Origin of the sequence: Pseudonocardia sp., assembly GCF_050250275.1 — a bacterium.
Lineage (GTDB): Bacteria > Actinomycetota > Actinomycetes > Mycobacteriales > Pseudonocardiaceae > Pseudonocardia.
This window is the reverse complement of the sequence record NZ_JBFWOY010000032.1, coordinates 1-23,704: the sequence shown is the minus strand read 5'-3', so window position 1 is coordinate 23,704 and position 23,704 is coordinate 1. Positions and strand designations below refer to the sequence as shown.

The 23,704-nt window shown below is 75.1% G+C and carries 27 protein-coding genes and 1 pseudogene; 19 read left to right on the top strand and 9 right to left on the bottom strand.

Features of this window, described 5'->3' with window-relative positions:
* The 6 genes from AB7F12_RS24855 to AB7F12_RS24830 are packed head-to-tail and all read left to right on the top strand — an operon-like array spanning nt 1 to nt 2,774.
* The gene (locus AB7F12_RS24855; RefSeq protein WP_428502387.1) at nt 1-231 is read left to right on the top strand and encodes a gas vesicle protein GvpG; all 231 of its coding nucleotides are present in this window, start codon (nt 1-3) and stop codon (nt 229-231) included.
* 34 nt (nt 232-265) lie between these two features.
* The gene (gene gvpO, locus AB7F12_RS24850) at nt 266-1,132 is read left to right on the top strand and encodes a gas vesicle protein GvpO (RefSeq protein WP_428502386.1); all 867 of its coding nucleotides are present in this window, start codon (nt 266-268) and stop codon (nt 1,130-1,132) included.
* Nucleotides 1,129-1,521, top strand: a complete 393-nt coding sequence (locus AB7F12_RS24845) for a gas vesicle protein (RefSeq protein WP_428502385.1) — start codon at nt 1,129-1,131, stop codon at nt 1,519-1,521. The genes gvpO and AB7F12_RS24845 overlap by 4 nt, the downstream gene beginning before the upstream one ends.
* On the top strand, nt 1,518-2,279 hold the full coding sequence (locus tag AB7F12_RS24840) for a GvpL/GvpF family gas vesicle protein (RefSeq protein ID WP_428502384.1): 762 nt from the start codon (nt 1,518-1,520) through the stop codon (nt 2,277-2,279). Before AB7F12_RS24845 ends, AB7F12_RS24840 begins: the two co-directional genes overlap by 4 nt.
* Entirely contained in the window at nt 2,276-2,482 is a 207-nt protein-coding gene (locus tag AB7F12_RS24835) for a gas vesicle protein (protein ID WP_428502383.1), read from the top strand. Before AB7F12_RS24840 ends, AB7F12_RS24835 begins: the two co-directional genes overlap by 4 nt.
* A complete protein-coding gene (locus tag AB7F12_RS24830) occupies nt 2,475-2,774 on the top strand; it encodes a gas vesicle protein K (protein WP_428502382.1) in 300 nt (99 codons plus the stop codon). Before AB7F12_RS24835 ends, AB7F12_RS24830 begins: the two co-directional genes overlap by 8 nt.
* 219 nt (nt 2,775-2,993) lie before the next feature.
* Here AB7F12_RS24830 and AB7F12_RS24825 read toward each other — a convergent pair whose 3' ends face one another.
* Nucleotides 2,994-3,257 (bottom strand): hypothetical protein, encoded by a 264-nt coding sequence (locus AB7F12_RS24825; protein WP_428502381.1) that lies wholly within the window; start codon nt 3,255-3,257, stop codon nt 2,994-2,996.
* Between the two features lie 466 nt (nt 3,258-3,723).
* Between AB7F12_RS24825 and AB7F12_RS24820 the strand changes: the two genes are divergently transcribed.
* A complete protein-coding gene (locus AB7F12_RS24820; RefSeq protein ID WP_428502380.1) occupies nt 3,724-4,560 on the top strand; it encodes a sigma-70 family RNA polymerase sigma factor in 837 nt (278 codons plus the stop codon).
* A 12-nt stretch (nt 4,561-4,572) separates the two neighbouring features.
* On the opposite strand, the gene AB7F12_RS24815 is transcribed toward AB7F12_RS24820, so the two are convergent.
* The gene (locus AB7F12_RS24815; RefSeq protein WP_428502379.1) at nt 4,573-4,743 is read right to left on the bottom strand and encodes a hypothetical protein; all 171 of its coding nucleotides are present in this window, start codon (nt 4,741-4,743) and stop codon (nt 4,573-4,575) included.
* A 160-nt stretch (nt 4,744-4,903) separates the two neighbouring features.
* On the opposite strand from AB7F12_RS24815, the gene AB7F12_RS24810 reads away from it, so the two are divergent.
* Genes AB7F12_RS24810 through AB7F12_RS24800 form a run of 3 tightly spaced genes read left to right on the top strand, consistent with a single transcriptional unit; the run spans nt 4,904 to nt 7,970 of the window.
* Complete coding sequence (locus AB7F12_RS24810; protein WP_428502378.1) at nt 4,904-5,926, top strand: acyl-CoA dehydrogenase family protein; 1,023 nt, start codon at nt 4,904-4,906, stop codon at nt 5,924-5,926.
* On the top strand, nt 5,923-7,224 hold the full coding sequence (locus AB7F12_RS24805) for a PIG-L family deacetylase (protein ID WP_428502377.1): 1,302 nt from the start codon (nt 5,923-5,925) through the stop codon (nt 7,222-7,224). The genes AB7F12_RS24810 and AB7F12_RS24805 overlap by 4 nt, the downstream gene beginning before the upstream one ends.
* Nucleotides 7,221-7,970 (top strand): glycosyltransferase, encoded by a 750-nt coding sequence (locus AB7F12_RS24800; RefSeq protein WP_428502376.1) that lies wholly within the window; start codon nt 7,221-7,223, stop codon nt 7,968-7,970. Before AB7F12_RS24805 ends, AB7F12_RS24800 begins: the two co-directional genes overlap by 4 nt.
* A gap of 174 nt (nt 7,971-8,144) precedes the next feature.
* Here AB7F12_RS24800 and AB7F12_RS24795 read toward each other — a convergent pair whose 3' ends face one another.
* The gene (locus AB7F12_RS24795) at nt 8,145-8,696 is read right to left on the bottom strand and encodes a Dps family protein (protein ID WP_428518008.1); all 552 of its coding nucleotides are present in this window, start codon (nt 8,694-8,696) and stop codon (nt 8,145-8,147) included.
* 276 nt (nt 8,697-8,972) lie between these two features.
* Here AB7F12_RS24795 and AB7F12_RS24790 point away from each other — a divergent pair, with 276 nt between their 5' ends.
* The 3 genes from AB7F12_RS24790 to AB7F12_RS24780 all read left to right on the top strand — a co-directional run bounded on the left by AB7F12_RS24790 (nt 8,973) and on the right by AB7F12_RS24780 (nt 10,761).
* A complete protein-coding gene (locus tag AB7F12_RS24790) occupies nt 8,973-9,551 on the top strand; it encodes a hypothetical protein (protein WP_428501893.1) in 579 nt (192 codons plus the stop codon).
* Between the two features lie 254 nt (nt 9,552-9,805).
* Nucleotides 9,806-10,042, top strand: coding sequence for a hypothetical protein (locus AB7F12_RS24785; protein WP_428501892.1), 237 nt, complete (start codon nt 9,806-9,808; stop codon nt 10,040-10,042).
* Entirely contained in the window at nt 10,039-10,761 is a 723-nt protein-coding gene (locus tag AB7F12_RS24780) for an HAD family hydrolase (protein ID WP_428501891.1), read from the top strand. The genes AB7F12_RS24785 and AB7F12_RS24780 overlap by 4 nt, the downstream gene beginning before the upstream one ends.
* On the opposite strand, the gene nrfD is transcribed toward AB7F12_RS24780, so the two are convergent.
* The 3 genes from nrfD to fdh are packed head-to-tail and all read right to left on the bottom strand — an operon-like array spanning nt 10,653 to nt 15,764.
* Nucleotides 10,653-11,678: an NrfD/PsrC family molybdoenzyme membrane anchor subunit gene (nrfD, locus tag AB7F12_RS24775; RefSeq protein ID WP_428501890.1), complete on the bottom strand. Its 1,026-nt coding sequence runs from the start codon at nt 11,676-11,678 to the stop codon at nt 10,653-10,655. The genes AB7F12_RS24780 and nrfD overlap by 109 nt on opposite strands.
* Nucleotides 11,675-12,541: a 4Fe-4S dicluster domain-containing protein gene (locus tag AB7F12_RS24770; RefSeq protein WP_428501888.1), complete on the bottom strand. Its 867-nt coding sequence runs from the start codon at nt 12,539-12,541 to the stop codon at nt 11,675-11,677. Before AB7F12_RS24770 ends, nrfD begins: the two co-directional genes overlap by 4 nt.
* A gap of 1 nt (nt 12,542) precedes the next feature.
* The gene (gene fdh, locus AB7F12_RS24765; protein ID WP_428501887.1) at nt 12,543-15,764 is read right to left on the bottom strand and encodes a formate dehydrogenase; all 3,222 of its coding nucleotides are present in this window, start codon (nt 15,762-15,764) and stop codon (nt 12,543-12,545) included.
* Nucleotides 15,765-15,989: 225 nt separating this feature from the next.
* Between fdh and AB7F12_RS24760 the strand changes: the two genes are divergently transcribed.
* Entirely contained in the window at nt 15,990-16,994 is a 1,005-nt protein-coding gene (locus AB7F12_RS24760) for a methylenetetrahydrofolate reductase (RefSeq protein ID WP_428501886.1), read from the top strand.
* On the top strand, nt 16,991-17,830 hold the full coding sequence (locus AB7F12_RS24755) for a methyltransferase domain-containing protein (RefSeq protein ID WP_428501885.1): 840 nt from the start codon (nt 16,991-16,993) through the stop codon (nt 17,828-17,830). The genes AB7F12_RS24760 and AB7F12_RS24755 overlap by 4 nt, the downstream gene beginning before the upstream one ends.
* Here AB7F12_RS24755 and AB7F12_RS24750 read toward each other — a convergent pair.
* Entirely contained in the window at nt 17,778-18,299 is a 522-nt protein-coding gene (locus tag AB7F12_RS24750; protein WP_428501884.1) for a DUF6328 family protein, read from the bottom strand. The genes AB7F12_RS24755 and AB7F12_RS24750 overlap by 53 nt on opposite strands.
* Before the next feature lie 120 nt (nt 18,300-18,419).
* Between AB7F12_RS24750 and AB7F12_RS24745 the strand changes: the two genes are divergently transcribed.
* The 4 genes from AB7F12_RS24745 to AB7F12_RS24730 all read left to right on the top strand — a co-directional run bounded on the left by AB7F12_RS24745 (nt 18,420) and on the right by AB7F12_RS24730 (nt 22,877).
* A complete protein-coding gene (locus AB7F12_RS24745) occupies nt 18,420-18,857 on the top strand; it encodes an SRPBCC family protein (protein ID WP_428501883.1) in 438 nt (145 codons plus the stop codon).
* Nucleotides 18,854-20,458 (top strand): phytoene desaturase family protein, encoded by a 1,605-nt coding sequence (locus AB7F12_RS24740; RefSeq protein WP_428501882.1) that lies wholly within the window; start codon nt 18,854-18,856, stop codon nt 20,456-20,458. Before AB7F12_RS24745 ends, AB7F12_RS24740 begins: the two co-directional genes overlap by 4 nt.
* A 132-nt stretch (nt 20,459-20,590) precedes the next feature.
* On the top strand, nt 20,591-22,396 hold the full coding sequence (locus tag AB7F12_RS24735; protein ID WP_428501881.1) for a thiamine pyrophosphate-requiring protein: 1,806 nt from the start codon (nt 20,591-20,593) through the stop codon (nt 22,394-22,396).
* Between the two features lie 130 nt (nt 22,397-22,526).
* Nucleotides 22,527-22,877, top strand: coding sequence for a hypothetical protein (locus AB7F12_RS24730; protein ID WP_428501880.1), 351 nt, complete (start codon nt 22,527-22,529; stop codon nt 22,875-22,877).
* Nucleotides 22,878-22,940: 63 nt separating this feature from the next.
* On the opposite strand, the gene AB7F12_RS24725 is transcribed toward AB7F12_RS24730, so the two are convergent.
* Nucleotides 22,941-23,315, bottom strand: coding sequence for a hypothetical protein (locus AB7F12_RS24725; protein WP_428501879.1), 375 nt, complete (start codon nt 23,313-23,315; stop codon nt 22,941-22,943).
* A 129-nt stretch (nt 23,316-23,444) separates the two neighbouring features.
* Nucleotides 23,445-23,704: pseudogene (locus tag AB7F12_RS24720) on the bottom strand (S-(hydroxymethyl)mycothiol dehydrogenase); the annotation flags it as partial.

The window sequence follows — 23,704 nt, the reverse complement described above, 5'->3', positions numbered from 1 at the left end:
GTGGGAGTGGTATCCGGTCTGCTGGGCCTTCCCCTTGCCCCTCTCCGTGGGGTCCTGTGGCTGGCCCAGCAGATCCAGGAGCAGGCGGAGGGGCAGTACTACGACCCGGCCCGCATCCGGGCCGAGCTCGACGCCGTCGACGAGGCCCGCCGCAGCGGCTCGCTCTCCGAGGAGGAGTGCGTCGAGCGCGAGAACGAGCTGTTGCAACGACTGATGGTCCGCCGGACCTGACCGGTGGGACGTGACGAGAGGGGGACGGCCGCAGATGACTGACGACGACCGCCCCCGCCGTCGGCCCAGCAACGGCCGGCGCCCCCGCCGGCGGGACACCGAGGGCGACGAGATCGAGGGTGGCGACACCGAGGGCGACGACATCGAGGGTGACGACACCAAGGGTGACGAGACCGAGGGTGACGACACCGGGCGGGAGGACGCCGGCGACACCGGCGAGTCGGCCGCTGCCGAGGACGTGGACCCCGAGGAGGTCGATCCCGAGGAGGTCGATCCCGAGGACGTCGATCCCGAGGACGTCGATCCCGAGGACGTCGATCCCGAGGACGTCGATCCCGAGGACGTCGATCCCGGAGACGCCGAACACGAGGAGCTTGATGGGACCGACGCCGACGGCGAGGCAGCGGACGAACCGGCACGACGTGGCGAGGACCGCCGTCCCCGCACCGCCCGCCGCTCGGGTCGCACCACCCCGGAGCCCGCCGAGCCGAGGTCGTCGCGGCGGCCGGCCCCCGCGCGCACGTCGGCCGGACAGAAGTCGGCCGGACAGAAATCGGCCGGCCGGAAGTCGGAGGCCTCGGGACGGAAGTCTTCGGGCAGTGGGTCGGCACCCCGCCGCGGCAGCAGTGGGCTGCTCCCCGCCGCCGCGGCCCGCCGCGCCGCCGAACAGATCGTCGCCCTCACCGGGCGCGAGCTGGAGAGCGTCGTCTCGGTCGAACGCGACCGCGACGACGGCAGCTGGCGGATCGGGATCGAGGTCGTCGAGACCCGGCGCATCCCCGACTCGGCCGACATCCTCGCGATGTTCGAGGTCCACGTCGACGAGCACGGCGAGCTGGCGGAGTTCCGTCGTGTCGGCCGGTACAGCCGCGGCCGGGTCCAGCAGGGAGGAGGACGATGACCAGCGGTGACATCCCGATGCCGGGACGCGTCGCCAGACCGGCCGGGCACAGGATCGAGTCGACGAACCTGGCCGACATCCTCGAGCGCGTCCTCGACAAGGGGATCGTCATCGCCGGGGACATCCGGGTGAACCTGCTCGACATCGAGCTGTTGACGATCAAGATCAGGCTGCTGGTGGCGTCGGTGGACAAGGCGCGCGAGATGGGGATCGACTGGTGGGAGCACGATCCCAGCCTCAGCTCCGGCGAGCGTGACGTGCACGAGGAGAACCGCAGGCTGCGCCAACGCATCGGCGAGCTGGAAGCCGACCGCACGGCGCCGCTCGACGAAGCACCCCCGCGGGCGCGGGCGGCGAAGCGGCGCGCGCAGCCGGAGTCCGACGGATGAGCCTGGTGTGGGTCTACGCCGTCCAGGACTCCGGAGCCGGTGACCCGCCGGAGGTGTCCGGTGTGGACGGGGAGCGGCCGCGGCTCGTCGTCGCGGAGCGGCTCGGCGCGGTGGTGGGTACCGTCGCCGACGAGAGGTTCGACGAGGCCGGGTTGGCCGCCGCGATGGCAGACCTCGGGCGGGTCGAGATGCTCGTGCGCGCACACCACCGTGTCGTCGCCGCGACGGCGCAGGACCGGACGGTGGCGCCGGTCCGGCTGGCGACCGTGTTCCGCGACGACGACGCCGTCGTCGTCATGCTGCGGGAGCGCCGCGACGCCTTCCACGGTGTGCTGGACCGGGTCCGTGACCGTCGGGAGTGGGGTGTGAAGGTCTACGTCGACACCGCGGCCGCCGTGCCGGACACGGCCCCGGAGCCGGGCCCGGCGGCCGCCGCGGACCGGCCGGGAACCTCGTACCTGTTGCGCCGCCGGGCCGATCGCGACCGGGGTGCGGCCGCGCGCGGACGTGCACGGGCCGTCGCGGACCGGGTCGCCGGGGTCGCCGGAGAGCACGCGGCGGAGGTCCGCCGGTTCGCGCCGCAGGACGCGCGGTTGTCGGGCCGCGCCGAGGAGATGGTCCTCAACGCGACCTTCCTCGTCGACCGCGCGGGGGAGCAGGACTTCCGGGACGCGGTGTCGAGTGCGGGCACGGGCGTGATCGTCGAGGTCACGGGGCCGTGGCCGCCGTTCTCCTTCGCCGACGAGGGTGGATCGTGAGCGGGCCGGTGTCGCTGTCGCACCCCGACGACGAGCTGAGCCTGGTCGACCTGCTCGACCGGCTGCTCGCCGGTGGGGTGGTGCTGAGCGGCGAGATCACGATCTCCCTCGCGGAGGTCGACCTGGTGCACGTGTCGTTGCGGGCGCTGATCAGTTCGGTGTCGACGCTGCGGCAGGGCGGGCCGGGGGGACCCGGTGCCTGAGCTGCCCACCAGGGTCGACGCCCAGCCCGACACCGTCGCCCGTGACCTCGGTCGGCTCGTGCTCACGATCGTCGAGCTGCTGCGTCAGCTCATGGAGCGGCAGGCGCTGCGCCGGGTCGACGCCGGCGACCTGCCCGAGGAGAAGATCGAAGCGCTGGGCGTCGGCCTCATGCGGCTGGAGGAGGCGATGGTGGAGCTGCGCGAGCACTTCGGGCTGGAGCCGGGCGACCTGGACATCGACCTCGGCCCGCTCGGCAGCCTGCTCGGGCCGGAGGCGGGGCAGCACCGCTGACCGCTGCCGGTGGCGACCTGGAAAAGGACCGGATTCCCGCGGAGCAATTGTCGACGACCGGCGGCACCCGGTCGGTCGCCCCACCGTGACATTTCCGCGCCGGGTACCCGGCGATCGGGCGGGCGAACACGGAAACCGGACCGGCACGCAATTGCGATGGCCGCGGCGGGTCGGCCCGACGAGGTGCGTCGGGCCGCCTTTGCCGCGATCCGTCCCCGTTCAGGCGCCCGGGTGGTCGGGGGTGCCGCCGCCGGAGTGCAGGCGGGCGAGCATCTCGGTGACAGCCTTGTCGCCGGCGTCGGTGAGCTGCTGGTCGGCGTAGATTCCCGACGCGGTCTCGACGCGGTCCCGGTCGGTCCCGGGGTCGGCGATCACCGCGTCCGGCGCCGTCCGTGGATCGGCGACGAGCTCTGTGACGGCGGCCCGCACGTCGTCGAGGGAATGCTGCTCCTCGAATGCGATGTCGGAGAGGCGACGGCCCATCGTGGCGACCTCCAATGATTTCCGGCGACGATTCCGTCACCTCGTGTCGTCGTGACAGCCGGCCGACTGTAGAATACCGCGTCCATTTCCGCGCGGCACGCAGAAGATTCCGGGGAATGGTCCGGAACGCGTCGCCGCACGCGCCGCCCGGCACGGGTCGCCTCACGGCGGCACCCCCCAGCGGTCGGGCAGACCGTCCGACGGACGTCGGCGTCGAGGGCCACCCGGGTCGGTGCCACGGCCGGCCTCGGTGAGCAGGGTGCGGACGGTCGTCGACCGGCGGCTCGTGCCAGGGCTGTCCGCTCGCCGCGGGTTCGGACTCCGGAGGGTTGAACCGTCCCGATCGTGGGAACGGACCCCCTGCGGGCGCCCGCGCGAGCGGCACCCGCCCGTACGAGGTAAAGAAAGCTGCCTCCCTTCACCCCACGTAGGGACGTTGCCTGTGCCCACGAGCGCTGCCGCGGCCATGTCCGACCAGAGTGCGACCCCGTCGAGGGGCGACCTCGGTCCGAGCGAGTACGCCGACCAGATGCCCCTGCTGCACCGCTTCGCGGCGCTGCCCGCGGGGGATCCCGAACGCGCCGAGCTGCGGTCGCAGCTCGTCATGACCTTTCTGCCGGTGGTCCACCATCTCGCGCGCCGCCACGGCACCGGCCTCGTCGGGCACGACGACCTGGTGCAGACCGGGACCGTCGCACTGCTCTCGGCGATCGACCGGTGGGATCCGGCGCGCGCACAGGGGGAGTTCCTCGGCTACCTGATCCCCTGTGTGCGCGGGGAGATGCTGCGCTACTTCCGCGACCGGACGTGGTCGATGCGGGTCCCGCGCCGGCTGAAGGACCTCGGTGTGGCGATCGGGAAGGCGACGGGCCCGCTGACCCAGGAGCTGGGCCGCGCGCCGCGGCCCAGCGAGCTCGCCGCACGCCTCGACGTGGACCGCGAGGAGGTCATCGAGGCGCTCGCGGCCCGGTCGGAGCGCTACGCGGCACCCCTGTTCCCCGTTGACGACGACTCCGACGGCGGCACCACGACCGAGACGATCGGTGCCGTCGAGGAGGCCTACAGCCGTGTCGAGTACCGCGAGGCGCTGCGGCCGCTGATCGCGGGCCTCCCGGAGCGGGAGCGCCGGATCCTGTTGCTGCGGTTCTTCGGCGACCGGTCGCAGTCCCAGATCGCCGAGGCGATCGGGGTCTCCCAGATGCACGTCTCACGGCTGCTGAGCCGGACGCTGCAGCAGCTGCGGGAGGGGCTGACCGCCGATCCGGGCGACGCCCGACCCCGCGCCACCCACCGGGCGGGGTGACGGCGCCGAGGGTCAGGCCGGCCCCCCGGCGGGCTCCGGCGACCCGGAGCCGGCGCCGGAGTCGGGTGGGCCCTCGTCACTGCCGCCAGGCTCGTCGTCGGTCCGTTCGTCGTCCGGCTGCAGCGCATCGGGCTCGTCGAGAGGATGGATGTCGCTCGGGCCCGTGTCCCCGTCCTCACTCATGCCGGGGCCTACCGCGCCACCGCGCCGGTAAACCCGAGGCAGGCCCGCGCGGTTGTGCCGCTCCGGCTCGGGGTAGTGCCCTCTCGTCCCGCCGGGCCCGGTCACGGCCCGGCCCCGTCGTCGTGCCGCCCGGCAGGGGTGGTGTGAGGAGACCTGCCCGTTGACCCTCTCACCGCCCGGCGTCCGCAGCCGACTGCTCGACGCCGCACCGCCCGATCCACTGCGGTCGCCGCCCGGTGCGACCTCCGCCGTCCCCGAGCTGCGGGCGCTCATCGCGGCCGGCGGGGCCGACCTCCCGCTGCCCGCCCACGGCGCCACGGCCCACCGGTGGGCGGGCCTGGCGCGGTGGGGCCGGACGGACCTGTCGTTCGCCCGGCTCGCCGAGGGCCATGCCGACGCCGTCGGGATCCTGGCCGAGGCCGGCCGCGCTCCCGACCCGGCGGCCGGATACGGGGTGTGGGCGGCACGCTCCGGTGGCACCGGCGCCGTGCTCGTCGGCGGTCCCGGGGCGTGGCGGCTGTGCGGCAGGGTGCGGTTCTGCTCGGGCGCCCACGACCTGGACCGCGCTCTGGTCGTGGCGCTGACCGCCGCCGGCAGCCGCGTCGCCGACGTGCGGCTGCGCCGTCCCGGGGTGCGGCCGGTCGAGGGGACGTGGGAGACGGTCGGCATGGCCCGCAGCGACAGCGCCGACGTCGAGTTCGCCGACGTGCCCGTCGCCGACGACGACCTGCTCGGCGGCGCCGGCTGGTACACCGCGCGCGCCGGGTTCTGGCACGGTGGCGCGGGCGTCGCAGCCGTCTGGCTGGGCGGCGCGGCCGGTGTCGTCGACGACCTGCGAGCGGGACTCGCCGACACCGAGCCGGACCCGCACCGGCTCGCCCTGCTCGGCGAGCTCCACGCCGGTGTCGCGGCGGCGGAGGCGCTGCTCGTCACCACTGCCGCGACCATCGACGACGCCCCCGCCGACCCGCACCGCGACGCCGTCCTCACCGTGCGCGCCGCCGTGGAGTCGGTGTGTCGCCGCGTGCTCGACGTGGCGCCCCGCCTCGCCGGGGTGGCTGCCCTGACCCGTGGCGGCCCGCTCGCCGGCAGACTCGCCGACCTCGGCGTCTACGTGCGCCAACACCACGGCGAACGCGACCTCGCCGCGCTGGGTGCCGCCGTCCTGGACGGTGCGCGGTGACCGCGCGGACCGTCGTGTCGCCCGCGGTGTGGGCCGCGGCGATCGCGGCGCACGACCTCCCCGCGATGGCCCTCGGCGGGGGCCCGCTCGTCGTGGTCGTCGCCCATCCCGACGACGAGACGCTCGGGGCCGGCGGCTACCTCGCCGCGGCACACGCGGCCGGCACGGACGTGCGCCTCGTCGTGGCCACCGACGGCGAGGCCGCGTTCCCGGGCCTCGACGCCGACGGTCGGGCCGCGCTGGCCCGGGCCCGCCGCGCGGAGCTGCACGACGCGCTGCGCGCGCTGGGCCTGCGCGAGGTCGACGTCACCTGGCTGGGGCTGCCGGACTCCGGGCTCGCGGACCGGCGCGACGAGCTCGCCGACGCCGTCGGCCCCCTGCTCGACGGCGCCGCGACCGCACTCGCGCCGTGGGCCGAGGACCCGCACCCCGACCACGCCGCGGTGGGCGCCGCCGTGTCCGCCGCCGCCCCCGCCACGACGGCGTGCTGGGCGTTCCCGGTCTGGGCGTGCGTGTGGGGGACACCCGACGAGGTGGCCGTGCCGTGGGAACGTGCGGCACGCCACGATCTCGACGCCGGGGCTGCCGGGCGCAAACGCGCGGCCGTGGCCGCCTTCACCACCCAGGTCGGCGCCGCACCCGACGGCGGGCCGCCCGTCCTGCCGCCGGACGTGCTGGCGCACTTCGCCTCCGGCGCCGAGCTGTTCCTGCGGGCGCCGCGGCGGGCCGGTGCCCCGGCCACCCGGTTCGCCGACCTCTACGCGACCGGCGACGGCGACCCGTGGGACACCCGGACCAGCTGGTACGAACGGCGCAAACGCGCGGTGACGCTCGCGTGCCTGCCCCGGGAGCGCTACCGGTCGGCGGCCGAACCCGGGTGCGGGACCGGTGAGCTCACCCGCGAGCTGGCCCGCCGCTGCGACGCCGTGCACGCGTCGGACTTCGCCCCGGCCGCAGTTGCCGCGACCCGCGCGGCCGTGGCCGGCGCGGGCCACGTCCGCGTGTCCGGGGCGGCGCTGCCGGACGCGGCCGCGTTGCCGCCGGGAATCGACCTCGCCGTCCTGTCGGAGGTCCTCTACTACCTGTCGGCACCCGATCTCGACGCGACGCTGGACCGGCTCGCCGACGCGGTCGTCCCCGGCGGCGACGTGCTCGTCGTGCACTGGCAGGGCTGGCCGGAGGAGGCGCCGCACGACGCACGGGCGGTCCGGGCACGGTTCGACGGCGACGACCGGTTCACACCGGTCGTGGAGCACGTCGACGACGGTTTCGTCCTGCACGTGCACCGCCGCCGGTGAGCCGCGCACACCTGCCGGTGCGGGCCGTCGCCGTCGTCGTACCCGCCCATGACGAGCAGGACCTGATCGGGCCGTGCCTCGACGCCCTCGCCGTCTCGGTCGACGCCGCGCCCCGCGGCCTCGTGGTGGTCGTGTCGGTCGTCCTCGACCGCTGCACCGACGCGACCGCCGAGGTCGTCCGCGACACCGTCCGGCGACGCTTCCGCCCCGGGAGGGTCGCCACCGTGGTCAACGGAGCCCCGCGCACGGTCGGCGAGCTGCGCACCCTCGGGCTGCACGACGGGCTGCGCCGCGTCGGGGACGTCCCCGGCGACCAGGTGTGGCTGCTGTCCACCGACGCCGACACCCGCGTCCCGCCGACGTGGGTCCGCGACCATCTGCGCTACGCCGACGGCGGAGCGGACGCGGTGGTCGGGGTCGTCGACCTCGACGGGTTCCACGCGCTGCCCACCGACGTGCAGTGCCGCTACACCGCGCTCGTCGACGCCGGGACGACCGCGGACACCCACACCCACGCCTACGCGGCGAACCTCGGGGTGCGCGCCGACGCGTTCGTCGCCGCGGGCGGGTTCCCCGTCGTCGCGGCGGGGGAGGAGCACGCGCTGCTCGCGGGGTTGCGGGCCGCGGGCAGGCCGATCACGACCCCCCTCGACCTGTGCGTGCACACCAGCGCCCGGACCCGCGGCCGCGCCGCGGGCGGGCTGGCCGACCTGCTGCGCGACCTCGCCGGCGCCGAGCCCGGGTGATCACCCCACGCGACGCCGACGGCCGGGCGACGGTCGTGACCGTCCGCACGACCCGTGGCGGCCCGGCCCGGCATGGCCCGGCACGGCAGGGCACGGGCGGGGCGGTGGTCCCGGCACAGAAACGGGCGGGCGCCGCGATCGCGACGCCCGCCCGGGACCGGTGGCCGACCGGCATCAGGCCTTCTGCGCGGCGTCCTTCTCCGTGTCGGCCGCCTCGGTGCTCAGCCGCCCGTCCGAGGACTCGAGGTGCGCGCGGACGAACCACTGGTACTGCTCGAGCTCGCCGGCCTGCGCGATCATCATGTCCTGGGTGACCAGGTCGAGCTTGTCGGTCGCGTCGATCGCGGACCGGTGGTCCCCGATCACGCCGGTGTAGACCAGATCGAGCGCACCGAGGTGGGCGATCGCGTCGGCACGACCGATCGAGTAGTCGTCCCAGCTCCGCTGCTCGACCAGCTCACCCGGCGTCCCGACCGGCGAGCCACCGAGGGTGGCGATGCGCTCGGCGACGTCGTCCACCATCGCCCGCACCCCGTCGACCTGCGGGTCCAGCATGGTGTGGACGGCGATGAAGTGCGGCCCGGTCACGTTCCAGTGAACGTGCTTGAGCGTGAGCGCGAGGTCGTTGAGCGCGTTGAGCCGACCCTGCAGCAGGGTGATCACGTTGCCGGCGGACTCGGCGTCCAGACCGGGCACGGTGTAGTGGACGCGGGCGTTGTGGGTCATGGTTCCTCTCTCCCGAGTTTCTGTCGGTGTGTACGGATGCGATGTGTACGGACGCGGGGCTGTACGGATGTGCGGTGTACGGATGCGGGGCCGCGATCACGTCTGGCGATGGCGTGCCCCGGGGAGCGCGGGGCGAAACGTGATCGGTCCGGTGGTTCGTCGGGCCACGGTGGGGTAGTGGCTGCGCATGCGACTTCTCCGGATGGGCCCGCGACCGGTGCCGCGGGAGCCCCGGCACCGGGCACCGCGGGCCCTCTCGACCTGCCCGGATGTCCGGTGAGCACCCACGACGGCGCCGCCGTGGACGCCGCGGGGACCGGGGCCGACCCTGCGGCGGTGTCGGCGCCCGGCCGGGTACCGGCGCCGGCGATGCTGGTCCGGGCCCTGGCCATCGGGCTCGCCACCGGTGCCCGCAGCATGTCCGCGGCCGCCGCGCTCGTCGTGACGGCCGTGCCGACGGACCCGGCACCGCTGCACCGGGCCGTGTCGACCCCGGCGAGGGTCGCGGCCTGCGCCGCTGCGGCGGGCGAGCTCGTCGTCGACAAGCTGCCCGCCGCCCCACCGCGCAGCGACCCGCCCGCCCTGGTGGCCCGGCTGCTCCTGGCGCCGGTCGCCGCGGTCGCCGCCGACCGCCGTGACGGCGCCGGCCCCGACCGCTGGACCGCGGTGAACGCGCTGGTGGCGACGGCGGCGGCCGGGGCGGCGGCCGTCGGCGGGGTCCGCCTGCGGGCCGCACTGGCGCGCCGCTTCGGCACCGACCTGCCCGGTGCGCTCGCGGAGGACGCGCTGGCCGTGGCCTCGGCCTGGGTGGGCAGTCGCCGCGCACCCGGGCCGCGAGCCACCCCCGGCGCCTGACCGGCCTGCGCGACCGGCACCGAGCACCCACGCCACGTACCCGCCGGGCATCGGTCCCGTCCAGGTGTGATCGCGGTGTCCGACGTCGAGGTGTGATCCGGCGACAGCGGGGTAGACCGACCAGCGACCCACCCACCCCACGACACGGAGGAGCGGCGGCGGGCCCCGAGCACGCGGGCGGTTCCCGGTGCCGGACGGAGATCGTCCTGCACCCCGCCCACGGGCCCGGTCCGCACTCGTCCTGGAGGTCAGCTGTGTTCGACCGGCTCCGATCCCTGTTCGGTAAACCCCGCACCGCCGAGGACGACGTCCGTCCGGACCCGGACGTCGCCCGCACCCGCGAGACCGGCGGGCGCGTCACCGAGGGCGGCGACAGCGCCTCGACCACCGGCGTCGGTCGCTCGGAGGAGTTCGTCGGCCGCACTGCGGGCCAGGACGAGGGCTTCGCGGGAGAGACGGGCGCCGAGGTCCGGCGCGACGGCGCGTCGTGAGCGGCCGGGAGCCGGCCTACGACGCGGTCGTCCTCGACGTCGACGGCACCCTCGTCGACACCAACTACCAGCACGCGCTGGCCTGGTACCGGGCGTTCCGCCGGGTCGGGATCACGCTGCCGGTGTGGCGGCTGCACCGCGCGATCGGCATGGGCGGCGACCAGCTCGTCGCCGCCGTCGCCGGTGACGAGGCCGAACGCGAGCACGGTGACACGCTGCGCGCGGCCTGGGCGGAGGAGTTCGAGCCGATGCTGGGCGAGGTCGCCGCGTTCGACCGGGTGCGGGAGCTGCTGCGTGCCGTCGGCGACCGCGGACCGAAGGTCGTGCTGGCCAGCTCGGGCAAGCCCGACCACGTCGCCGCCTACCTCGACCTGTTCGACGGCCGCGAGCTCGCCGAGGCGTCGACGACGAGCGAGGACGTCGAGCGGACCAAGCCCGAGCCCGACCTGGTGGCGGCCGCCCTCGACCGGGTCGGCGGGGGTGACGCGCTCGTCGTCGGCGACACGGTGTGGGACATGGAGGCGGCCGCCCGGGCGGGGCAGGACTGCGTCGCCGTCCGGACCGGCGGGTTCTCCGCGGCCGAACTGCGTGCCGCCGGGGCCCTGGCGGTCTACGACTCCGTCGGCGACCTGTGCGACGACCTCGACGCGGTGCTGTCCGGGTCCCCGTCGGTGGTGACGGCGCCGTCGGACTCCCCGGCTGCCTCGGTCGCCGGCTGACGTGCGGCGAGCCGCTGCCGCTGCGGCACGACCGTGTAGGCGGGGTCGCGCGCGGTCACCATCCCGGCCTCGAACACGCCGTAGCGGGTGGCGACCGAGCCGGCGTTGAGCAGGAGCGCGGCGACACCGTCGACGACCCGGCTCGCCCGGCCGCCGACGAGCCCACCCGCGATGGCGGCGGCGCCGCCCACGGCCGTCGCGACCCGGGCCGCGCGCAGCACCGATCCGGCCCGGCCGGTGCGGAACGCCTTCGCGGAGAAGCGGTCCCGACGTTCGACGACGGTCGTCGCGGCCAGCTCCAGCGCGGCCCCGGCGACCGCGACCCGCCGCGCGGGTCCCGCGTCCCGGGCGAGCAGCGCGGTCGCGCCGCCTGCCGCCAGCGCGCTGCCCGCGAACAGGAACGGCAGCTCCCGGTGGGCGTCGTGCCATGCGGGAACGGCGGTGTCGGCGAGCAGGACCGCGGTGTAGGTCGTCATCGCCGGCCCCAGCACCCCGGCGCCGACACCGGCGATCCGGCCGAGACCGGGCGCTATCCCGGTGAGCTCGGACGCGGCCGTCGCGCCCGCGAGGGTGCCGAACGGCGCGAGGATCCACGACCCGACCGACAGCGGCGACGTCGGCTTGAGCACGCGCAGCATGTTCAGGAACCGCTCCGGCCGCCCGAGGTCGTGCACGAGGAAACCGACGCTGGCGCTCGCCCCGACCGCCGCGGCGAGGCGGCCGGTGCGGCGCAGCGAGGACCGGCCGGTCGCATCGGCGAGTGCGGCCAGCGACGCCGACACCCCGGCGACCCCGCCCAGGTAGAGGTAGGCGGGCACGTCGGGCACCTTCCACACCGGTGGCTTGAGGATCGGCCGCCCGTAGTACGAGGTGAACTCCGCCTCCGGCACCATCACCCGCTCGCGCCTCGGGCTCATCGCGCACCCCGCCCGCCCGCGAACGCGGCGGCGACCACGCCCGCCACCGTCAGGGCGGCGGCCGCCGCGTGGCGCCACATCGACGGCAGGTCGCGCGTCGTCACCACGGGGTCCGGGGGCAGGCCGTAGACCTCGGGCTCGTCGAGGAGCAGGAAGAACGCGCCGTCGCCGCCCACCCCGTCGTCGGGGTCGTGGCCGTAGAGGCGGGCCTCGCCGACACCCTGGCCGTGCAGGGTCGCGAGGCGTTCGTCGGCCTCGGCGCGCAGCTCGTCGAGCGGGCCGAAACGGATCGACTCCGTCGGGCACGCCGTGGCGCAGGCCGGCATCAGGCCCGCGCCGAGACGGTCCTGGCACATCGTGCACTTGAACGCGCGGCCGTCGCCGGGACGCTGGTCGATCACCCCGTAGGGGCAGGCGGGGATGCAGTAGCCGCAGCCGTTGCAGATGTCCTCCTGCACGAGCACGGTGCCGTGCTCGGTGCGGATCAGTGACCCGGTCGGGCAGACGTCGAGGCAGGCGGCGTGGGTGCAGTGCTTGCACACGTCCGACGACATCAGCCAGCGCACCTCGGTGGCGTCGCCGTCGTCGCCGGGGGGACCGCCCGGCATCCCGAGGTCGACGGTCTGCTCCACGAACGCCACGTGCCGGTAGGTGCTCGCGCCGAGCCGGCCGGTGTTGTCGTAGCTCATCCCGGTGAGGACGTCGTCCTCGGCCGGGAGCGCGTTCCACTCCTTGCACGCCACCTCGCAGGCCTTGCACCCGATGCAGACGGAGGTGTCGGTGAAGAACCCCACCCGCTCGGGATGGTCGACGTAGCCGGCGTCCGACGCGGGGTCGGCCAGCGGGCCCGAGAGCCTGCCCATGTCAGTCCTCCAGGCCGGCGGCACGCCGGCGGTCGGCGAGGAACGCGACGAGCTGCGGGCCGCGCGGGCGTCGCCCGGGGCGGATGTCGCAGGTCGCGGCCTTGGTCTCCATGATGTGGACGTTCGGGTCGAGCACGACGCCCAGCAGCTCGTTGGCGGCGTCGCCGGTGGACAGGCCGTTGGCGCCCCAGTGCCACGGCACCCCGATCTGGTGCACGACCCGGTCGCCGTGGCGCAACGGTTTCGCGCGTTCGGTGACGAGGACGCGGCCCTCGATCGCCGACCGCGCGGTGACGACGTGCGCCCAGCCGCCGTGCTGCAGGCCCCTCTGGGCGGCGAGCGCCGGCGACACCTCCAGGAACATCTCCGGCTGCAGCTCGGTCAGGTGCGGTGTCCAGCGGCTCATGCCGCCCGCGGTGTGGTGCTCGGTGAGGCGGAACGTCGTGAAGACGAACGGGAACACCTCCGAACCCGGGGTCCCCGGCGCCGGGTGCAGCCTGTTGTCGGGCCGGTCGAAGTGCTGCCGGGCCGGGTTGGCCTGCCGGCCGTAGAGCGCGTTGCGCATCGGGGACTCGGCCGGCTCGTAGTGCGTCGGGAGGGGGGCGTCGGCGAGGCCCGCGGGGGCGTGCAGCCAGGCGCGCCCGTCGGCCTGCATCACGAAGGGTTCGGCGCCGCCGATCGCCGCCGCCGACCGGGCGTCGGCGGGGGCCTCGTAGTCGGGCGGGGTGTCGACGGGGAAGTCCGGCACGTCGGCGCCGGTCCACCGCCCGTCCTCGGCGTCCCAGTGGATCAGCGCCTTGCGCGCACTCCACGGCTTCCCGTCGGGATCGGCCGAGGCCCGGTTGTAGAGGACGCGCCGGTTCATCGGCCACGCCCAGCCCCATTCGGCGGCGACGAGGTCCTGCTCGCCGCCGGGCCGCCGCCGGGCGCTGCGGTTGACGCCGCCGGCGTAGACGCCGCAGTAGATCCAGCAGCCGCAGCTCGTCGAGCCGTCGTTGCGCAGCGCGGTGTAGCCCGGCAACGGGTTGCCGTCGGCATCGGCGCCGTTGATCTCGCGCAGGACGGCGTCGGCGCTCGGCTCGCCGGTGTCGTCGACCGGGTAGTCCCAGGTCAGGTCCTGCAGCGGGCGGTCGCGCGGATCGGCGGAGCCGGCCAGGCGCTGCTTGAGCCGCCGGCCGAGCTCGTAGTAGAACCACAGGTCGCTGCGGCAGTCCCCGGGCGGCTCGACGGCCTTGTGGTGCCACTGCAGCAGCCGCTGGGTGTTGGTGAACGTGCCGTCCTTCTCGGTGTGGGCGGCCGCGGGGAGGAAGAACACCTCGGTCGCGATGTCCTCGGTGCGCATCTCGCCCGTCTCGATGTCCGGGCCGTCCTTCCAGAACGTGGCCGTCTCGATCATGTTCAGGTCGCGCACGACGAGCCATTCGAGGTTCGCGAGCCCGGCCCGCTGCTGGCGCGCGTTCGCGGTGCCGACGGCCGGGTTCTCCCCGACCACGAAGTAGCCGGGCACCTTCCCGTCGATCTGGTCCATGACGGTGTGGAAGGAGGAGTGGTCGCCGGTGAGGCGGGGCAGGTGGTCGAAGCACCAGTCGTTGTCGGCCGTCGCGGCGTCGCCGAACCACGCCTTGAGCAGGCTGACGGTGTAGGCGTCCATGTCGCCCCAGAAACCCTTGGTGGCCGAGTTCGACTCGATGAACGTCGCCAGGTCCTCGTCACGGTGCGCGTTGGGCATCGGGATGTAGCCGGGGAGCAGGTCGAACAGCGTCGGGATGTCGGTGGAGCCCTGGATGCTCGCGTGCCCGCGCAGCGCCAGGATCCCGCCGCCGGGACGGCCGATGTTGCCCAGCAACGACTGCAGCACCGCCGCGGCGCGGATGTACTGCACGCCGACGGTGTGGTGGGTCCAGCCCACGGCGTAGCAGAACGCGCTGGTGCGGTCGCGGCCCGAGTTGTTCACGAGCGCCTCGGCCACCCGCCGGAACGTCTGCGGCGGGATGCCGCAGACCTCGTGGACCATCTCCGGGGTGTAGCGGGAGTAGTGGCGGCGCAGCACCTGCAGCACGCAACGCGGGTCGGTCATGGTGTCGTCGCGTCCGGGGTGGGTGTGGACGGGGGACCCGCCGGACCCGGCGATCTGCCCGCGTTCGTGCTCGTGGGCCTGCTCGTCGCCGTGCCCGTCCCGGTCGTCGTCCAGCCCGAGGTCGCGCCGGCCCGACGCCGGGGGTGCCGTCCCGCCCTCGTACTGCCACGTCTCGGTGTCGTAGGTGCCGGTCTCGGGGTCGAAGCCGGAGAACAGGCCGTCGAGGTCCTCGGTGTCGGCGAAGTCCGCACGCAGCAGCATCGGCGCGTTGGTGTACGCGCGGACGTACTCGGTGAAGTACGCCTCGTTCTCCAGCACGTGGTGGATGAGTCCGCCGAGGAACGCGATGTCGGTCCCCGCCCGGATCGGGACGTGCAGGTCGGCGACCGCCGAGGTGCGGGTGAACCGCGGGTCGACGTGGATCACCGTGGCGCCCTTGCGTTTCGCCTCCATCACCCACTGGAAGCCGACCGGGTGCGCCTCGGCCATGTTGGAGCCCTGGATGACGATGCAGTCGGAGTTCACGAGGTCCTGCTGGTAGTTCGTCGCCCCGCCGCGACCGAAGGAGATCCCCAGACCGGGGACCGTGGAGGAGTGTCAAATACGGGCCTGGTTCTCGATCTGCACCGCGCCCATCGCGGTGTAGAGCTTCTTCATGAGGTAGTTCTCCTCGTTGTCGAGGGTCGCCCCTCCGAGGCTCGCGATGCCCATCGTGCGACGCAGGTGCCTGCCCTGCTCGTCGGTGTCCTGCCACGTGCGGCGCCGGGTGTCGAGGACCCGGTCGACGATCATGTCGACGGCCGTGTCGAGGTCGAGGTCCTCCCACTGCGTGCCGTGCGGGCGGCGGTAGCGCACCGTCGTCGCGCGCAGCGGCGAGGTGACCAGCGACAGCGTCGAGGAACCCTTGGGGCACAGCCGCCCACGGCTGATGGGGGAGTCGGGGTCACCCTCGACGTGGGTGACCGTGCCCTCGCGGGACCACACCTTCTGGCCGCAGCCGACCGCGCAGAACGGGCACACCGAGTCGGTGACCGTGTCCGCGTCGGCGGTGCGGGCGCGCAGCGCGTCGGTACGGGCGGACCGGGCGGCGGCACCGCGGCCGAGACGGTCGCCGCCGGTGAGCTGGCGCGCAAGCGGCCACCTCATGACGCGGCCGGGTCCTGCCGGGCCCCGAGCGCCACGACGTCGGAGGCGACCGGCACGCGGGTGGAGCGCGCGGCCCTCACCCCGTCGACCGGCTCCCGCGTCCCCGACCCCCCGGACGAGGACGTCGACGTGCGGTTCGGGGTCACGACGCAGAGAGCCGGCATGCCGGGTCGGTACCCGGCCCGCCTGGCGTGAAACCCCGACGCGCGGGGTACCAGCCCGGTCATGACGACGGGACGTGCGGTGCTGTGCCCGAAGCGGATGCGGTTCGGACCGTGCGGAGGAGTGCGCGCCGACCTGTCGTGCGAGGTCGGGGCGGTGCGCTGCCCGTTCGCCACGCTCCAGGAGCCGGTCGCGTGGGACGGCGCGCCGCCGCCGCGCCGCCGCGTACCGGCCCTGTTGGCCGCGGAACCCGTCGTGCTCACCGACCTGACCCTGCCACCTTTCGACCGGGAGGGCCTCGCCCGAGTCGTCCGCACCCTCGCCGGAACCTGCGACGGCCTGCTCGTGGGCGAGCACCACAACCGGCCCGACTTCCCCCCGACGCAGATGACCGCGCTCGTCCGGGATGCCGGGGGTGCGCCCGTCGTGACCCTCACCTGCCGGGACCGCAACCGCGTCGTCCTCGACCAGGAACTGGCCGGGCTCGCCGGGGAAGGTCCGGCCGCGGTGCTCTGCGCGACCGGTGACGCCCGCGCCGCCGGGGTCCGGCCGGAGGTGACGCAGGTGTTCGACCTGGACGGGACCACGCTGGCCGCACACGCCGCCGCGGCGGGTCTCGCCGTGGGGGTCCCCGAGTCACCGGGGGCGCCGCCGCTGCGGCTGCGACCGGGGCGTCTCGCGCAGAAGCAGCGCGCCGGTGCACAGTTCGCCGTCCTCAACCACGTGCCGGGGCCGACGCGCCTCGCCGACTTCGCCGACCGTTCCCGCGCGGCCGGGGCGACGTTGCCGCTGCTCGCGGGCGTCGCCGTCTACACCGACGAGCGGTCGGCGAGGGTGCTCGCGGCGTTCCCCGGCCTGCACCTCGACGCTGACCGCGTCGCCACCGTGCTGTCGGCACCCGACCCCGTGGAGGCCGGTATCGCCGAGGCCGTCGAACAGGCCCGGGCCCTGCTGGCCGTCGACGGAGTCGTCGGGGTCAACCTGTCGGGCCTCGCCTCGGCGAGAGGACCGGCGGAGGGCGCCGCGGTGAAGGCGGCCGTCGGGCGCGCGCTCAAGGACGCCGCGTGAGCGCGGACGCCGCCGGCGGCGAGCCCATGGACGCCGAGTTCGACGTCATGCCCCGCTGGATCGCCGGGGCGGTGGCCGCGCTGGGGACCGACCACGCGATCCCGGCGGCCTGCCGGGGCAGCGTCGGCCCGGCCGGGCTGGCCTGGCTGGCCGACCACACCCACCTCGGTCCGGGCTCGGTGCTCGTCGACGTCGGCGGGGGCATGGGCGGCCCCGCCGCCTGGGCCCGCCACGAACGCGGCGCGGTGCCCGTCGTGGTCGAACCGCAGCCGGGCGCGTGCGCCGCGGCGCGGCGGATGTTCGACCTGCCCGTCGCGGTCGCGACCGGCACGGCCGTCCCGGTGGCCGACGCCGCCGCGCCGGTCGTCTGGTGCCTCGGCGTCGTGTGCACGACCGAGGCGAAGGCCCGGCTGGTGCACGAGCTGCGGCGGATCGTCGCGCCGGGGGGCCGGGTGGGTCTGTTCGTGCTCGTCGCCCGCGGCGAGGTCGTCGACGCGCCGGAGGGCAACAGCTTCCCGACCGACGTCGAGGTCGCCGCCCTGCTCACCGGCGCCGGGCTCGACGCCGACGCGGCCGTCGACGTCGCCGACCTGCCCGCCGCCCCGCGTGACTGGCAGGACCGGGCCGACGCGGCCGACGACCTCGTCCGTGACCGGCACGGCGACGACGCCGCGTGGACCCGGATGCACGAGCAGGAGGCCCGCCTCGGTCGGCTCCTCGACTCCGGTGCCGTCGCGGGACGGCTCGTCGTCGCCCGCAGGCCGGTCGCCGACGCCGCCCCCGTCAGCCGAAGCGGCGCCGCATCACCAGCGGGAAGAGCAGCCACAACCCGGTGAACACGGCCAGCCCGGCCGCGGCGGCCACGACCCCGGCGGCGGCGCCGAGCACGACGTCGAAGATCAGGTCGAGGACCGCGACCACGGCCAGGCCCAGCGTCGCGAGGCCGCCGACCGCGAACATCTGCCCGGCGGCGACCAGCGGGCCGCGGGCGTGACGGCGGAACAGCAGCCGGTGCAGCAGGACGGGTGCGATCAGCAGACCGGTCGCCGTGATCGACAGCCCGGTCGCCACCAGGTAGACGACCCGCTGATGGGTGACCAGGTCGGGGAAGCGGCTCTGGAACGGCACGGTGAGCAGCAGCCCGGTCAGCAGCTGCACGCCGGTCTGGGCGACGCGCAGCTCCTGCAACAGGTCGTTCCAGTTGCGGTCGAGCCGTTCGGTCTCCGTCTCGTCGCGGGCGGCACGGTTCCAGGCGTCGTCGGCGGGTTCCTCCGACGGATCGGCGGTGTGCGGGTCGGCGGCCACGTCGGGACCTTTCCTCGTGCGCCTGGACTGCTGTCTGCATGGTGGCACGCGCGGCAGCGACGCGTCGGACGTTCGGGCGGCCCCGGTGCGGGGTAGAACCGGCTCCGGAGGTGGTGTGCGATGACGGTCGAGCTGACCGTGCCGACGACACCCGGACGCGTCTTCGCGGTCCTCACCGACGGCTGGAGCTATCCGCTGTGGGTGGTCGGTGCGACGCACATGCGCGACGTCGACGAGGACTGGCCCGCCGTCGGGTCCCGGCTGCACCACAGCGTCGGGGCCTGGCCGCTGCAGGCGCACGACCACACCGAGGTCGTCGCCGTGCGCCCGGACGAGCTCCTCGAGCTCAGGGCGCACCTGTGGCCGACGGGCTCGGCCCGGATCCGGCTGACACTGCGGCCCGTCGCCGCCGGCACCCACGTCGAGATGGTCGAGTACGCCGACTCCGGGCCGCTGGCCCTCGTCCCGCGCGCCCTGCAGGCCCGGGTCCTCGCGCCCCGCAACCGGGAGGCGCTGGCCCGCCTCGGCGCCATCGCCACGCGGCGGGGCGTCACGTGAGCGACACCGTCGTCGACGCGGTCGTCGTCGGCGCCGGGCACAACGGGCTCGTCGCCGCGAACATCCTCGCCGACGCCGGCTGGGACGTACTGGTCTGCGAGGCGTCGGCGGCTCCCGGCGGGGCCGTGCGCAGCGCGGAGGTCACCGCGCCCGGGTTCGTCAACGACCTGTTCAGCGCCTTCTACCCGCTCGGCGCGGCCTCGCCCGTGCTCCGCGAGCTCGACCTGGAACAGCACGGTCTCCGGTGGTGCCACGCCCCGGCGGTCCTCGCCCACGTCACCCCGGACGACCGGTGCGTCGTCCTGTCCCGCGACCTCGACACCACCGCCGCCGGGCTCGACGCCTGGGCACCCGGCGACGGCGACGCGTGGCGGGGGCTCGTCGCGCAGTGGCAGCGCATCCGGGACCCGTTGCTGGACACCGTGTTGCGCCCGTTCCCGCCGGTGCGCGGCGCACCGCGGCTGCTGCGTGCCCTCGGCACCGCGCAGGCGCTGCGGTTCGCGCGGATGCTGGTCCAGCCCGCCGCCGCGTTCGGCCGCGAGCACTTCGCCGGTGACGGCGCCGCCCTGCTGCTGGCGGGTAACGCCCTGCACACCGACGTCGGTCCCGACGCACCCGGCAGCGCCGTCTTCGGCTGGCTGCTCACGATGCTGGGCCAGGACGTCGGCTTCCCGGTCCCGGAGGGTGGGGCGGGGCGGCTGACCGACGCGCTCGTCGGCCGCTTCGGCGGTCGCGGCGGCCGGATCGACGTCGGGCGCCCGGTGCGCCGGGTGCTGGTCGCCGGCGGCAGAGCGCTGGGCGTCCGTGACGGCGACGGGGTCGCGGTCCGCGCCCGGCGCGCGGTGCTCGCCGACGTCGCCGCGCCGCTGCTGTACCGCGACCTCGTGGGGGAGGAACACCTGCCGGGTGCGTTCGTCGACGACCTGCGCCGCTTCGACTGGGACCTCGCCACCGTCAAGATCGACTGGGCGCTCGACGGCCCCGTGCCCTGGACCGCGCCGGGAGCCCGCGACGCGGGGACGGTGCACCTGGGCGTGGGCCTCGACGGGCTGCGTGGCTACGCCGCCGACCTCTCCGCGGGCCGGGTGCCCCGGGAGCCGTTCGTGCTGTTCGGGCAGATGACCACGACCGACCCGACACGGTCACCCGCCGGCACGGAGTCGGCCTGGGCCTACACCCACGTCCCGCGCGACCTCGGCTGGACCGCCGACGACGTCCGCCGGCACGCCGACCTCGTCGAGGCCGTCGTCGAGCGCAACGCCCCCGGGTTCGCCGGCCTGGTCCGCGCCCGCAGCATCGCCGGACCGGCCGACCTGCAGGCGCGCAACCCGAGTCTCGTCGACGGCGCCATCAACGCCGGGACGGCCGCCCTGCACCAGCAGCTCGTGTTCCGGCCGACGCCGGGGACCGGCCGCGCCGACACCCCCGTCGATCGGCTCTTCCTCGCCGGCGCGTCGGCACATCCCGGCGGTGCCGTCCACGGTGCCCCCGGCGCCAACGCCGCCCGTGCGGCGCTCGCGGCCTCCGGCGCCGCGGGACCGCTCTACCGGGCGGCGATCCGCGCGGTGCACCGCCGCGTCCACCCGCCCGAACTGCCCTGACCCGCCACGCGTGACCGGCGGCGGCGGGGACGCGGTGACCCGCACGTGTGGCCGGCCGCGTGCGGGGTAGCCGTCGTGCGGGCGGGCCACCGGGTCCGCGGCGCGACACCGGAGCGGATGACGAGGTGACAGATGGCGGACACCGTCGGCGACGTGCTGCTCGCGCGGCTGCGCGACTGGGGTGTGCGGGAGGTGTTCGCATACCCCGGTGACGGCATCAACGGGCTCGTGACGGCATTCGGCCGGGCCGACGACGACCCGGCGTTCGTCCAGGTCCGCCACGAGGAGATGGCCGCGCTCGCGGCGGTCGGCCACGCCAAGTTCTCCGGTGGAGTGGGGGTGTGCGCGGCGACGTCGGGCCCCGGCGCGATCCACCTGCTCAACGGCCTGTACGACGCGAAGCTCGACCACGTTCCCGTCGTCGCGATCGTCGGGCAGACCGCGCGCAGCGCGATGGGTGGGGCCTACCAGCAGGAGGTCGACCTCCACACCCTGTTCGCCGACGTGGCCGGCGCCTACCTGGTCGAGGTCGACGTCCCCGAACAGCTGCCCAACGCCGTCGACAGGGCGTTCCGCACCGCGCTGACCCGACGCGCGCCGACCGCGATCATCGTGCCCAGCGACGTCCAGGAGCTGACCTACAGCGCCCCCGAGCACGAGTTCAAGCACGTCCCGGCGGGTGGGACCACGGTCCTGCGGGCGCCGGCGGCCGTGCCGCCCGACGACGAGCTCGACCGGGCCGCGGAGCTGCTCGACGCGGGCGAGAAGGTCGCGATCCTCGTCGGTCAGGGCGCGCGCGGTGCCGCGGCCGAGGTCACCGCGGTCGCCGAGGTGCTCGGCGCGGGCGTGGCGAAGGCGTTGCTGGGCAAGGACGTCCTGCCTGACGACCTGCCGTGGGTGACCGGTGCGATCGGACTGCTCGGCACCCGGGCGAGCTATGAGCTGATGCGCGACTGCGACACCCTGCTGATGATCGGCACCGGCTTCCCGTACAGCCAGTTCCTGCCCGAGTACAAGGACGGGACACCGACGGCGCGGGCCGTGCAGATCGACCTCGACGGCGGGGTCGTCGGAATGCGGTACCCGACCGAGGTGAACCTCGTGGGTGACGCCGCGACGACGCTGCGGGCGCTGCTGCCGCGGCTGTCCGGGCCGGCCGACCGGGCCTGGCGCGAGACCGTCGAGTCGAACGTCGCGAGCTGGTGGCGCACCGTCGAGTCCCAGTCGATGCTGGACGCGAAGCCCGTCAACCCGATGCGGATCGTCCAGGAGCTCTCGCAGCGGCTTCCCGCCGACGCGATCGTCGCGGCCGACTCCGGCTCCGTCGCCAACTGGTACGCGCGGCTGCTGAAGGTCCACGGCGATGTCCGGTGCTCGCTGTCGGGCACGCTCGCGACGATGGGCGCCGCGGTGCCCTATGCGATCGGCGCCAAGTTCGCCCACCCCGACCGGCCCGCGATCGCCCTGGTCGGGGACGGTGCGATGCAGATGAACAACCTCGCCGAGCTGCTGACCATCGCCCGCTACGCCCCACGCTGGGCCGACCCGCGGCTGATCGTGTGCGTCCTGCACAACAACGACCTCACCCAGGTCAGCTGGGAGCTGCGGGCGATGGGTGGGGCGCCGCGGTTCGACGCGTCGCAGGCGCTGCCCGACGTCTCTTACGCCGACTTCGCCGCAGGCATCGGGCTGCACGCCGTGACCGTCGACGACCCCGACGCGCTCGGCCCCGCATGGGATGCGGCGCTCGCCGCGGACCGGCCGTCGCTCATCGACGTGCACTGCGACCCCGACGTGCCCCCGATCCCGCCGCACGCGACACCGGAGCAGGCGGTCTCGGTGCTGCAGGCCGTCCTCAAGGGCGACCCGGACGCAGGTCACCTCGTGGCCCAGGGCATCCGGACGAAGCTGCGCGAGCTGCTGCCGCGCAACGGGTGAGACCGCTGCCGGCGGGTACCCCGGCACTGTCACGGGGGTTCAGCAGGGGGCGTGCGGGGCGCCCCGGCGCCGGCGGTCGGCCCCCGCCGCCGGGGTGGGTGCGTGGCGCCGTCGACGGAAGGACACGCGGATGTCGGACGGGATCGGTGAGCAGGCGACCCGGGAACTGTTGGCGGAGTTCGGCGGCCGGGTCGACGCCGCGGACGTGCGCGCCGAGGTGCGCCGTGCCCTGCGCGAGCTCGACGGCCAGACCCCGCGGGGCGGGGTCACGGAACTGGTGCACCGCCTCGTGCGCATCCGGCTCCTCGACCGCCTCGACCCCGACCGCCTCGACCCCGGCCCCGGCACGACCGAACCGGACCGCCCCGACCACCGCGAGCACCTGGGGACGCCCCACCCCGTCGACGACGGGAAGCTCGGGACGGGAGCGCAACGGGAACGCGAGCAGACCGGCGCCGGCGGGCCCGTCGACGGGCCCTGACGGGCACCGCTCTCGCGTCCGGCCCGGACGCACCGACGGACGGAGCGGGTCGAACGCTCGAGGTCAGGACGTCACGGTCGCCGTCACCTTCGCGACGGTGTCCGCGTCGGCCTGGAACTGGCCCAGGACCTCCTTGATCCGCGTGGTACCGGCGTCACCGGCGGGATAGGGCCGGTACGCCACCAGCGTCTGTGCCCACCCGGCGGCATCGCCGACCCCGGCGTCGCGCAACGTCGCAGCCAGGTCCTTCTCCGATGCGTCGTTGACCGACGTCTTCTGCGGTGCGACCGCGGTCGGGGTCGCGACGGCCGCGCCCGGGTTGTCGCTGCCGCTGCGCGAGCCGCCCTGGCAGCCCGCCACCACGACGGTCGCGAGTGCTGCCGCCAGCACGGCGGCCGCGACGCGGTGGGCGGTCCGGCGGTCCGTGTCGGTACCCATGTCGATCTCCCTGTCGTTTCCGGGGACGGTCGACCGACACCTACCCGCCACGACAGGAATCAGACCTTCGTGATGCAGCGGACCGCTGCCGCACCGACCCGCACGGTCGGCCGCCGTCCCGGCGGGAGGTCAGAGCACCACGACCGAGCGGAGGACCTCGCCGCGTTCCATGCGGTGGAAGGCCTCCTCGACGGCGTCGAGGCCGATCTCCTCGGAGACGAACTTGTCCAGCGGGAGCCGGCCCTGCAGGTACAGGTCGATCAGCATGGGGAAGTCGCGGGAGGGCAGGCAGTCGCCGTACCAGGAGGACTTGGTGGCGCCACCGCGGCCGAAGATCTCGATCATCGGGATGTCGAAGGTCATGTCGGGGGTGGGGACGCCGACGAGGA